This is a genomic window from Exiguobacterium sp. PFWT01 (assembly GCF_018255795.1).
GTDB lineage: Bacteria > Bacillota > Bacilli > Exiguobacteriales > Exiguobacteriaceae > Exiguobacterium.
Map to the genome: position 1 here is coordinate 2719740 of NZ_CP073755.1, position 12606 is coordinate 2732345.

Consider the following 12606-nt stretch of genomic DNA (forward strand, 5'->3'; position numbering starts at 1 on the left):
ATTACCAAGATGACTCCATCATATCAAACCGATAAATCAAAAATCGCTCATGAAGATTCTTCAGCGGCAATCGCACCGTTTGTACGTACTGAAAAGGCGTCTCGTCGTTCAAATAATGGAGGTACTCATCCGCCGGATAATATAAAATCACATCGACCGGGCGAGGAACCGTTTCAACAGATTCGATGATGTTGGCAATCACTTGGCGGAAGACGTTCACCGAGAACGGATTAAAGAAGTAGAATCGATTCGCATCCGGTGGAATCATGAATCCCTCCGCGAATCCCTGTTCCAATTGAACACTTCCCCGATTACGATGTTTCTTCGTATAGCTCATCCAATTTTGAAGTGCCTCCTCATGAAATCCACCGTCCATCTCGACACCGATTGCCCTGACACGAAACGTATACGCTAAATAGAACGGCAGACGTCCTTTTCCCGAACCGAAATCCACGATGGTATCTGTGGACTCTAACGGATACGCATCCCGAAGCAAATCGAGTGCTTCGTAAGGAGTCGGTTCATAACGGTTATACTCGGCTGAGGACGGGAATCCTTGCTGAGGTTTGGCCGTCTCGATTTGTAACAGTTGCTCATACTGCTGTTCGTTCATGATGAACCTCTTTCTTGAATGGATTGAAAGAATGGATGTCGCTCCATTTCTCTCGTGAACGACGTCTGTTCTTGATAGGCGACATACAACAGATAAATCGGAACCACTAGTTTGAACCAACTTGGGAGAAGAATCACGCTCGTGATCCCGAGCGGAATGAGTCGAAACCATAAATTCCGATGACTCGGCGTTCTAAAGTACATAAGGAGTGCCATCGTCCGTCTGACGGTGCCGAAGCGATTCGGTCTCGGTCGATACAGGGGACGTTTCCGCTCACTCGTCTTCTCGATGGCTCCTGACGTCGTCAACAGGACACGATCGAATGAGGCACGCTCACGTTCTCCGATTTCAATTTCTCGACCGACACTCGGATGTTTCGACACCCATCCTTCCCCTACGTATAACGCAAATGTGACCATGATGCTTCCGATCAACACACTAAGCAATATCGACTCAATCAATAACGCATACACGCCTACAAAAGCAAGGAGTACGATTAAAAATCGCTTCATGAGATGGGCGTGTCGGAGACGTAGATGATACTGGACCCATACGTGACACCAAGCGAGTAGAAAAAGTGCAGCCCCAAACGCGAGAATCTCGCCCACGTCCCTTCCTTTTACGTATAGAATCGGTGCAAGCAACAGCAGATAGCATCCATATTGAATCACGTGTTGCGTAAGTTGATACCAAACCGAATACCTTTTTAAATCCCGAATCATGCTCCGGTTTGACACAAGGATGAGATCGGCACGCTCAATCCAGACAAACATACGGTCTTGCCACATGAACCATCCAATCAGAAGTGCCCAGAGAAAATAAGGGATGTCACCTAACCAGGGGAAGTTCCCTCCCCAGACTTGCCAGTAGGAATAGCCTGCCCATATGAGAAGAGGAAGGACACCGTATAAAAAAATCGTCCAGTCGACAATCAATCGGACCGTCTTCCATTGCTGTTTTATGTACCGGGAGACACGCATCCAAAACAATCGTTTCGCAATCATCGCATCGCCACATCTTCCATCATGTCAAACAAGGTCATCCCCTCTGTATCGAGCGCTTCACGAATCTCCACTTTCGTCCCACTCGCGAGCAGTTGTCCATCATCAATCCATACGAATCGGTCGCATAATCGCTCGGCCGTATCAAGAACGTGTGTGACTAATAAGACACTTGCCCCCCTCGTACGCTCCGCTTCTAACAGTCGAAGTAACTGAATCGTCGTCGTCGCATCCAATCCGATAAATGGTTCATCGACAATCAATACCCGCGCTTCTTGAATGAGCGCCAATAGAATCATCGCCTTCTGTTTCATCCCTTTTGAAAAAGAGGAGAGATACCGATCGGTCACATGCTCTAACCGGAATAGCTGTAGCAACTCCTCCGTTTTTTCTGTTGAATCGATTCCCGTTAATTCTTGGACGAGTGCAATATGTTCAGATAGCGTCAAATAATCATAGTAGACCGGTTGTTCCGGGATAAACGCATAGCGTTCCATCTCGACCGTTCCCTTCATCCAAGGAATCGTTCCGGTAAGACAGGCGATGGTGGTCGTTTTTCCCGCACCATTCGACCCAATCACCCCTAAAATCTCACCTGCCCGTACATCAAACGAAATGTCTTGGATGACGGGCTCGTTTATCTCGTATCCTGCTTGTTCAATTTTCACATCCACGATGGGTCCTCCTTACGAAAAAGTCGCCATCGCGGCGACTTTTACTTCACAATATTGACCGATGAAAACACAAATTTATCGTATCGATGACGGGCAAACGAATACTCGAACGGTTTCCCGTTACTTAAATAGACCACTTGCTCGACTTCGATAATCGGTTCAGTGATATCATTCTTCAAGTAAGCTTGGTCGTACTCATCCGGTTTATCTGCTCGAATCACTTTATGCGAGCTTGTAATCGTATAACCCAGATCTTCTTGAATATACGCATACACGGATTTTTCCAAAATTTCACGTGTGATTCCTGTAATGAGGTTAGCAACCATGTACGTCAATTCGATGACATACGGCTCATCGTCTACGTAACGCACACGACGTATTTCATAGACCGGTTCTGTCAGCTCAATCATGAGATGATTGGCGACTTCCTGACACGGAAACTTTACCTCAAAATTCAGGACTTCACTTCGTAACGAGCGATCTCCGATTACTTGAGTCAGCCCTCTCGTTTCTTTACTAATCACGTTGATGCGATCTTTTTGGAAGCTCGACTGTAAAATGAATGTTCCTTTACCACGTTTACGATAAATCAGCCCTTCCATGACGAGAATCTCAAGCGCACGTTTCATCGTCATTCGGCTCACCCCAAACTCTTGGGCCAAATGGATTTCATCAGGTAATGCATGTTCTAGCGGATAAACGTGTTCAATAATTCTTTTACGAATTTCATCAGCAATGGTTTCATATTTCGGTTTTTTCTTAGTAGACATATAGCACCTCATGTATAGACATATATGTACAATATATCAAAAAAAGCTGACAAAGAGTAGTCTTTGTCAGCTTACTTCATTATTCTGTAAAACCATTAGCGTCAATCAACTGTTTAAACCAGTGCCCTGATTTTTTTACAGTACGCTGTTGCGTATCTAAGTCAATACCTACAAATCCATAGCGATTTTTATAAGCATTGCTCCATGACCAATTGTCCATGAACGTCCAAAGATGATAGCCTTTTACGTTCGAACCCTCTTCAATCGCTTGATGCATCCATTTCAGATGTTCGCGAATGAAATCAATTCGATAATCGTCTTGGACACTTCCGTTCTCGTCACGATAACGCTCTTCACCCTCGACACCCATTCCATTCTCTGAAATGAAGCATGGAATATTACCATAGTTTTCTTTTAGATTGATTAATATATCATAGATTCCTTTTTCGTAAATTTCCCATCCACGATATGGATTCATTTTACGTCCAGGCATCTCATAAAAATCAAATAAGTTTTCCGGTAAGAATGGTGCGTCCGGATTCGGCAGTGATGCTTTTGCTTTCACGCGACGCGGCTGGTAATAGTTGATGCCAAGCAGGTCGACTGTATGTTCTCGAATGAGTTCAAGATCGCCTGTTTCCATCTGTGGCATCGCATCTTCAGACTTCAGCACTTCTACTAATTCTTGAGGGAACGTGCCTAAAACAGATGGATCGAGGAACGAGCGATTGAACATCGCATCAGCAATGCTCGCTGCGCTCAAATCAGCTGGGTGCTGACTTCTCGGATATGAGGGTGTCAGATTTAAGATGATTCCGATTTGCCCAGATTGTCCCATGTCACGATACGCTTCGATTGCCTTCGCACTCGATAAGATCGAGTGGTACGCTACTTGGACAGCTCGCTTGAAATCAACAACGTTTGGATAATGAAAATCATATAAATATCCACCCTCTACCGGTACAATCGGTTCATTATGCGTGAACCACTTCTCGACGCGGTCACCAAACAACTCAAAGCATGTCTTCGCAAAAGTGACATATGCCTCCACGACTTCCCGTGATTCCCAACCACCTTGTTCTTGAAGCGCCATCGGCATATCGAAGTGATACAGATTGATGAACGGTTCGATACCATGATCGATTAAGCAATTGATGACATTGTTGTAAAATGTGATTGCCTCTTCATTTACTTCCCCGACACCTTGTGGAAAAAGACGTGACCATGAAATGGAGAAACGGAACGTGTTATGCCCGAGTTCTTTCATCAATGCGATATCTTCTTCATACAAATGATAGAAGTTTGAGGCCTCTGTTGCGCTTACGCCATTGAAAAAGCGATTCGGCTCTTGCATGTACCAGTAATCCCAGATGTTCAATCCTTTTCCACCTTCAAAAGCAGCACCTTCCATCTGTGTAGCAGAAGAAGCCGTTCCCCACCAAAAGTCTGTCGGAAATTGATAGGTCTTTTGCTCTTTCATTCGTGTTTGTGTCGGGTTCGTCATCTTTTATCTCTCCCTTATTTCTATTTTCTCTATTTGTTTACACTGCTTCTTGTTTATCTGTTGATTCTTCTAACTCTTTTTTCAAGTTCATTCGGTCGATAAATTTCAAGAACGGGAACCAAATCGCCAAAATAATGAAGAAGTTCACGATTTGAAGAAGACCTCCGGCAAGCGAGTTCGTCGCCATGATACCACTCAAGAACATTGGGACAGTCCATGGAACAGCGACACCCGTTGGTGGTGGGACTAAGCCTGTCGACATCGCGAAGTATGTGACCGTTACCGTCACGAGCGGTGCGACAATCCAAGGAATCATGATGAGCGGGTTCATAACGATTGGAAGTCCGAAGATGACCGGCTCGTTTACGTTGAATAGTCCAGGTCCGAGGGATAGTTTCCCGATTTGTTTCAACTGTTTCGATTTCAAGAACAACAAGATGGCCACGACGACAGCAAGTGTAGATCCGGAACCACCAAGCCCTACCGTGTAAATTTCAATGAACTGTTTACTGATAATGTTCGGAACATCTCCAGTCGAGGTATAAGCCGTCAAGTTTTCCACAGATAATGTGTTCCAAATCGGGTCCATCACCGAGTTGACGATGACCTGACCGTGGAGTCCGAAGAACCAAAATAGCTGAACGAAGAAGATTGCGATCAACGTTGGAATGAGACCATTCCCTAATGTCACAAGCGGTTGCTGAACGACGTTGAAAATGACGTCATGAAGATTCGTATTGAATAAGTTCGTCACGATGATGTTGAATGTTAAAAATACAGTCAAGGTTAATAATGCAGGAACAAGTGCTGAGAATGATTTCGCAACAGCTGGCGGTACTCCATCCGGCATCTTAATCGTCCAGTTCTTTTGAACGACAAATCGATAAATCTCACCGGACAGGAATCCGGTAATCATCGCAAGGAACATCCCTTTCGCTCCAAGGCGATCCAACGGAAGGACATTCCCGACTGCCTCTGACATACCGTCCACTTCAATCAAGAAAGGCGTTAAGAGAAGGAAAGACACGAGCGAGATCGCTCCTCCGAAGACAGCCTCGACTTGATAACTTTTCGATAGATAATACCCGATACCGAAGACGACAAAGATAGACATAATCCCCATCGTTGCAGATGGTGCATTTCCGAGTGATGTTTTAAATACACTGAGTGTACTCTCGGACATGAAACGGTCGAGGAACGGCAGGTTTGCAATGACGACGATGATTGACCCAAACATGGTAATCGGGAAAGCGAGCATGAATGCATCTCGCAATACTTGTAAATAGCGACTGTTGTTTAAATAGGTCGCCATCGGCATGAGCAGTTTACTGATCATGTTGAACATCTTATTGTCCTGTGACATATGATTCACCCTTCTTGATTAGGATTTACAATCTTTTGTTCGACCATTTCGACCAAACCCGCTGTCAAATCAAGCATCGTTTGCGTAGACATTAAATGGTCCTCTGCATGAAGAAGCAATAAAGAGACGTCTGTTTTTTCTCCATTCGCTTCTCTTTGGATTTGTGAAAAGTGTGTTTGATGTGCTTCTTTTAATTGTCCACGTGCCTCATCAATCTTTTCTTCGAACGTTTCATAAGAACTCGTTTTATACAGTTGAATCGCTTCCTGAATCGTACTTCTCGCATTGCCACTGTGCAAAATCATCATGAATGCCATTTGCTCCAAGGTTAACTCGTCTACCTGTTCCACGTTGTTCACCCCATTAATTTCATCGCTTGTTCGTATGCAGCTTTTCCATTCGCCGTGCCGTATGCCATCATATCGATCACTTCAATCGGTGTTGATGTTTGCGCTTTCAATTTATCCAACAAGAAACGCATTTGTGGACCAATCAAAATCACATCTGCCTCGTCCATCTCGGTTACGACCTGATCTTGACCGACTGCCCAAATCTTCGCCTCATCCCCGATTGATGTGGCATGATCTTTCATCTTCGTTACGAGTAAACTCGTCGACATCCCTGAACTACACGCTAATAAGATTTTTTTCATGTGTCCTCACTCCTTATTTGAAATCGGTTACATTTTTTATTATACACATGATTTATTTCATGTCTATACTTGATTTAAACTTTGTTTAGTTTTTAAATTCATAAGTGTATATCAAATTAACAGGAGGACAGGATATGAGCGCTATTCTTTTAAAACCACACTATCAACAGCGACTTTGGGGAGGGGAGCGTCTGAAGCAATTTGGTTTCGATTTCAATGACCTTTCGATTGGTGAAGCTTGGACGGCTTCTGCATTAGAAAAAGGTAGTTCAGCCGTTGCTTCCGGACCCTACGTTGGTCTTTCTTTGCGTGAACTCTATCAACAATATCCAGAGTTGTTTCAAATTAAAGCGGACGTGTTTCCGCTACTGATTAAATGGATTGATGCGAACGATGATTTGTCTATTCAAGTTCATCCTGATGATTCGTTAGCGGAACAACTCGAAAACGAATCATATGGAAAAAATGAATGTTGGTATATTCTCGATGCTCCAGCAAATGCGACACTCATTTACGGTCACTCCTATGCCACCTCAGAAGACTTCAACAAAGCGCTTGAAACAGGCGATTTGGAACACGGCTTGATACGAAAATCGATTCATGCCGGTGATTTTTTCTATGTCCCAGCTGGAACGGTCCATGCATTGACAAAAGGGGTATGCGTACTGGAAATTCAACAAAGTTCGGACACAACCTATCGTCTATACGATTACGAGCGACTAGATGTGACGACCGGTCGTCCACGTGAACTTCACGTAGAAAAGGGCATTCTCGCTTCTTTCGTCCCTCACCTTGGCTATAGTGAACCAATCCGTAAACTCGATCACTTTCGAACACGTTTGACGAAGAATCCATTCTTCTTCGTGGAAAAATGGCATGTTACAGCGAAAGAAAAGATTTCGACCGACACGTTCCGGTTACTATCTGTCGTGCAAGGAACATTCATCATTGATGAGATGGAAGTACCTACGGGAGGTACACTCCTTCTCCCGGCCAATGAGTCGTTCTTGATTGAGGGAGAAGCGATTTGTCTAGTGACTGGTGTTCCTTCCGATGAAAAACAAGCTGTCCGAATCGGGATTGATTTAGGAGGGACGAACACTCGGATTGCGGCTGTTTCACTCAAAGGTGAAGTACTGAAACAACTCACGTTTAACACGCAGCCTCAACTTCCTTTCCAAGAAACACTGCAATCTATCGAGACTGCGATTCATCAATTCAATGTTGAATTCGATATCCAGCATGTCGGGCTTGTGGCACCCGGTCCACTCGATTTGAAACAAGGGATGTTTTTAACGCCTCCAAACCTCCCGAATTGGCACAATCAAAAAATCGTTGAGCCTTTAACACAGCGCCTCGGCTTTTCTGTCACCCTTGAAAACGATGCGAATGCAGCAGCTCTCGCAGAAGCTAAATTTGGGGCAGGGAAAGGATTCGATGCTGTTTTTTATGTAACAGTCAGCACTGGAATCGGTGGTGGTTATGTCTATAAACATCAAATCATTCGAGGGGCGAACGGCAGTGCCGGTGAAATCGGAAATATGATTATCCGTTCGAACGGACCAGTTCACCCTGTACTGAATCGAGGCTCTCTCGAATCACTGGCTAGTGGTACGGCACTCATGAATCGTGCAAGCGAAAAGGGATATACAAACGTTCCTTCGCTATTATTAGATGATGAGTACCGCCATCACTTCGTCGAGGAACTGGCTAGCGGACTAGCTAATATCATTCATACCGTCGATCCTGATGTGATTGTATTAGGGGGCGGTGTCATGATGTCGGCCTCATTATTTTGGAACGAATTACAACAAGCAGTCTCGAATAAAATGTATCCACATGCTAGTGGAAAAACGCGTCTCTGCCTCACTCAATTGTCAGGAGATGCGGGTGTGATCGGCGCTGCCTTTGTCGAAACATAATGAGGTTTGAAAAAACGGACGTTCATCGTGAATGTCCGTTTTTTTGTATACAGAAATGTGAAATAAATCAACATTATATTTTGCGAATCATCTACAGTTTCTTTTCTAGATTGAGTTAGATTCGTTTACTTTAGCGTGGTAACGTGAAATGATAATGGTAACAACTCTTTAAAGCGAGGTGACGGTGTGTCTACCACAGAGCACGAACAAGCGACATCTATTTTGCATCACCTCTTTACCGCCTCTTCTTTTGTCGGAATCGATTTCGGTTCTGGCCCGAACCATCATCTTCTCTATTTCAGTCGTCAAGGACTGGAATCTTGGATCTCTATCGAGGGACCGTGGCATGTCCATGCGACGCAAAGTACGTTTGATGAAGGTGAACAACTCGAACAGCTCATGCGCTTAAGAAGAGAGCGCATCCATCACGTACGCCTCGGTGACGAACACCCCCATCTCGAACTAGAATTTGAATCCGGATCTCTTCTCTTCATCAATGGATATCAAGAACACTTTGAGTGCTGGCAAGCAGGGGACGCGAGACCACTTGGTGGAGACGCCTATCTGTTGGTTGCGATGCCGCAAGGTGAGCTCGCAATCTTTGCGGATGGAGACGACGAATGAGCACATGGCTGGAGATTGTCTTGTATATGTTGATTGCCGGGGGCATTAGTCTCGCGATCATCTTATTGCGAAAAATCACGAAAGCATGAAAAAAGCGGCCACGGCCGCTTTTTTCATTTGACTGATTCCTCTTCATATAAGCTCGCACCTTGCGAACGAATCACCTCTTGATACCAGAAGAATGATTCTTTCCGTTTTCGTTCTAACGTACCGGTACCGTCGTCATGTCGATCCACATAAATGAAACCATACCGTTTGCTGTACTCGCCTGTCGAAGCACTCACTAAATCGATACAGCCCCAACTCGTGTACCCCATCACTTCGACACCATCTTCGATTGCGTCTATCATCCCTTTCAAATGATCACGTAAGTAATCAATCCGATAGTGATCATGAATCGTTCCGTCCGACTCGACTTGATCATATGCACCTAATCCATTCTCAACGATGAATAATGGAAGCTCATAACGCTCATATAATTTGTTTAAGATGACACGAAGTCCGGTCGGGTCAATCTCCCATCCCCAGTCGCTCGCTTGTAAGTATGGATTTTTGACCCCACTCATGATATTACCTTCCGCTTCATCCTGGTCTTTTTCAGCCTTTTCAGTGCGCGACATATAATAACTGAGCGAAAAGAAATCAACTGTATTTTCTTTTAGAATTTTAAGGTCGCCATCTTCCATTTCAAGTTCAATGCCATTGTCTCGGAAGAAGCGTTTCGCAAAGCTCGGATATTTGCCACGTACATGCACATCTCCACAGAAGAAGTTCATCATCCGCTCAGCATCGTGGGCATACCAAACATCGTCCGGGTTTGAGCTGTATGGATAAACCGGAGCTGCAATGAGCATACATCCGATTTGCATCGATGGGTCAATCTCGCGGGCCGCTTTCGTCGCGAGTGCACTTGCGACCAGTTGGTGATGAAGTCCTTGATACGTAAGTTGTAATGTGTTCTCTTCTTCTCGAACTGCGATTCCGAGACTGAGCATCGGCATGAACTGCGCTCCGTTGATTTCATTGAACGTCAACCAATATTTGACCTTCCCTTTATAACGTTCGAACAAGACGCGGCTGTATCGTTCGAAATAGGTGACTAAGCGACGGTCTCGCCACCCTCCATAATGCTTCGCAAGATGTAAGGGCATCTCATAATGAGAAATCGTCACGAGTGGTTCAATGCCTTGGGCGACCAACTCATCGATGACACGATCATAGAATTGGAGTCCCTCCTCATTCGGTTCCACTTCATCGCCGTTCGGGAAAATTCGTGACCAGGCAATCGACATACGGAACGTCTTGAATCCCATTTCCTTAAAAAAGGCGATATCTTCTTTGTAACGATGATAGAAGTCAATTCCTTCATGATTCGGATATGAATATTCATCATGTAACTCAAAATCAAACGCTGGGTCATGAATGATTTTCATTCGCTGTTTCCCACCTGGCATCACGTCTGCAATCGAAAGTCCTTTACCGCCCTCCTGATAACCGCCCTCTAGTTGATTGGCCGCAGTGGCCCCGCCCCATAGAAAATCACTTGATACTTGTTTCATATTGTCTCCTCCTTTGTTATACAATGACTCGCAATACGCCATGATTCGCTTCTACCGTTCCTGTGTAAGTTGGCAATACGTCTAAATAATGATCGGTATTTGTCACAATGATTGGCGTGATGGTGTCATATCCTTCACGAGCGATGGCCTCTATATCAAATCGGACGAGCAATTCGCCTTCTGCCACTTTCTGCCCATCCGTAACGACCGTTTCAAAATACTGTCCATTTAGTTTGACCGTATCTAACCCAATGTGAATCAATACTTCCACACCTGTATCAGATCGAAGACCAATTGCATGTTTTGATGGGTAAACCGTGACGATTTCACCGTCAAATGGAGCATACACTGCTCCTTCTGAAGGCATGATGGCAATCCCTTTCCCCATCGCCCCACTCGAAAATACTTCATCACGAACCGTTTCAAGCGACACGACCTCGCCTTTTAATGGAGCTGAGACCGGAAAGCCTACCTGCTCAGATACAGACTGGGCGACCTCTTGTGCCTGCGACTCGACCGTCGCTTCTTCTTTGTGGAAGACCATTGTCAACACGAGGGCGACCACTGTTGCTACCGCCATTCCAATAAATGCGCCGTAAAAGGCTAAATCGACACCTGTTGCCGGAATCATGACAGGGATACTAAAGATTCCGAGTCCTCCCATCGCATAAGCCGCCGTACCGAACAGACCACCAATGACACCACCTGCGGCTCCACCGATCATCCCGAAAACGAATGGCTTCTTACGAGGTAACGTTAATCCATACATCGCCGGTTCTGTGATTCCGAAGACACCCGCAATGGTAGAGGAAGTTCCCAAACCTTTCACTTTTGGACTTTTCGCCTTTAACGTGATTGCTAAAACAGCACCGACCTGACCAAACGTGGCCATCAATACACCGACAACAATCGTATCCATACCAACGACTGATAAGTTATTGATGATGATTGGCACAAGTCCCCAGTGAAGACCGAACATAACGAGCACTTGCCAGAATGCACCGATGAATGCGATCGCGATGGTTGGACTTAGTTCATATAAGAATGAGTATCCGTTCGCCAACCCTTGACTCGCATACGTCGCGACTGGTCCGATTGCTAAAAACGTTAGCGGGACAACGAGTAACAATGCCATCATCGGCGTCGTGAAGTTTCGGACGGCCTCATGTGTATGACGGTTGAAGAATGTTTCTACTTTTGAAGACACATATGTCGCCAAGATAATCGGGATTACTGAAGACGCATAACTCATTAAGACGACCGGTACGTTAAGGAACGTTAGAGACTCACCTGCTCCTTGAATGGCCACAATCGATGGATAGACAAGCGCCCCACCGATGATCATCCCAATATACGGGTTTCCACCAAACTTCTTAGCCGCCGAATGTCCTAAGATCACAGGTAGGAAATAAAATAGTGCATCCGCCGCAGCATTTAAGACGACATATGTGCCCATGTTTTCTGTCAATAATCCAAACGCGACAAGGATGGCGAGCAACCCTTTTAACAGACCACTACCTGCCATCGGTCCGAGAATCGGCGTAAAGATTCCGGCAATCACATCGATTAATCGATTGAATACACCTGATTTTTCTTCATCCTCGGTTGAAGATGACTGAAAACCACCAACGTCAACAACCTCTTTGTAGACGTACGGCACATTATTTCCAATGACGACTTGAAATTGTCCACCACTTTGAACGACCGTGATGATGCCATCTTGTTGTTTTAATGTTGTTGCACTCGCTTTTGATTCATCTTTAAGTTTGAAGCGTAACCGCGTTGCACAGTGAAAGACACTTTTAACGTTTTCCTTGCCACCGACATGTTGCACAATCGTTTCTGCCAGTTGCTTATATTGATCCATCTTGTTCACTCCTCATCATTTTAGGTAAAAAGAAAAACCTAAATCACCACACATCCA

Annotated in this window: 12 protein-coding genes; 2 read left to right on the plus strand and 10 right to left on the minus strand. The window is 45.0% G+C overall.

Going from position 1 to position 12606, the window contains the following annotated elements; translation table 11 throughout:
- Position 1 precedes the first annotated feature (1 nt).
- The 8 genes from KD909_RS14150 to KD909_RS14185 form a co-directional block, all read right to left on the minus strand.
- On the minus strand, positions 2–613 hold the full coding sequence (locus KD909_RS14150; protein WP_211781939.1) for a class I SAM-dependent methyltransferase: 612 nt from the start codon (positions 611–613) through the stop codon (positions 2–4).
- Entirely contained in the window at positions 610–1617 is a 1008-nt protein-coding gene (locus KD909_RS14155; protein WP_211781940.1) for an ABC transporter permease, read from the minus strand. The genes KD909_RS14150 and KD909_RS14155 overlap by 4 nt, the downstream gene beginning before the upstream one ends.
- Positions 1614–2288 carry an ABC transporter ATP-binding protein gene (locus KD909_RS14160; protein ID WP_078146062.1) on the minus strand — a complete coding sequence of 225 codons (675 nt, stop codon included), beginning with the start codon at positions 2286–2288 and terminating at the stop codon, positions 1614–1616. Before KD909_RS14160 ends, KD909_RS14155 begins: the two co-directional genes overlap by 4 nt.
- A gap of 41 nt (positions 2289–2329) precedes the next feature.
- Positions 2330–3058, minus strand: coding sequence for a GntR family transcriptional regulator (locus KD909_RS14165; protein ID WP_074035076.1), 729 nt, complete (start codon positions 3056–3058; stop codon positions 2330–2332).
- Between the two features lie 79 nt (positions 3059–3137).
- Complete coding sequence (locus tag KD909_RS14170) at positions 3138–4562, minus strand: glycoside hydrolase family 1 protein (protein WP_371744391.1); 1425 nt, start codon at positions 4560–4562, stop codon at positions 3138–3140.
- 37 nt (positions 4563–4599) lie between these two features.
- Positions 4600–5907: a PTS cellobiose transporter subunit IIC gene (gene celB, locus KD909_RS14175; RefSeq protein ID WP_041918122.1), complete on the minus strand. Its 1308-nt coding sequence runs from the start codon at positions 5905–5907 to the stop codon at positions 4600–4602.
- Positions 5908–5930: 23 nt separating this feature from the next.
- Complete coding sequence (locus KD909_RS14180; protein ID WP_041917964.1) at positions 5931–6275, minus strand: PTS sugar transporter subunit IIA; 345 nt, start codon at positions 6273–6275, stop codon at positions 5931–5933.
- A 5-nt stretch (positions 6276–6280) separates the two neighbouring features.
- Entirely contained in the window at positions 6281–6577 is a 297-nt protein-coding gene (locus KD909_RS14185) for a PTS sugar transporter subunit IIB (RefSeq protein WP_015880368.1), read from the minus strand.
- Between the two features lie 134 nt (positions 6578–6711).
- Here KD909_RS14185 and manA point away from each other — a divergent pair, with 134 nt between their 5' ends.
- Together manA and KD909_RS14195 are read left to right on the plus strand one after the other, a co-directional pair.
- The gene (manA, locus tag KD909_RS14190; protein WP_211781941.1) at positions 6712–8499 is read left to right on the plus strand and encodes a mannose-6-phosphate isomerase, class I; all 1788 of its coding nucleotides are present in this window, start codon (positions 6712–6714) and stop codon (positions 8497–8499) included.
- Between the two features lie 186 nt (positions 8500–8685).
- Positions 8686–9123 (plus strand): hypothetical protein, encoded by a 438-nt coding sequence (locus KD909_RS14195; protein WP_211781942.1) that lies wholly within the window; start codon positions 8686–8688, stop codon positions 9121–9123.
- A 113-nt stretch (positions 9124–9236) separates the two neighbouring features.
- Here KD909_RS14195 and KD909_RS14200 read toward each other — a convergent pair whose 3' ends face one another.
- The gene (locus KD909_RS14200; RefSeq protein ID WP_211781943.1) at positions 9237–10682 is read right to left on the minus strand and encodes a glycoside hydrolase family 1 protein; all 1446 of its coding nucleotides are present in this window, start codon (positions 10680–10682) and stop codon (positions 9237–9239) included.
- 16 nt (positions 10683–10698) lie between these two features.
- A complete protein-coding gene (locus tag KD909_RS14205) occupies positions 10699–12549 on the minus strand; it encodes a beta-glucoside-specific PTS transporter subunit IIABC (protein WP_211781944.1) in 1851 nt (616 codons plus the stop codon).
- Positions 12550–12606: the final 57 nt, after the last annotated feature.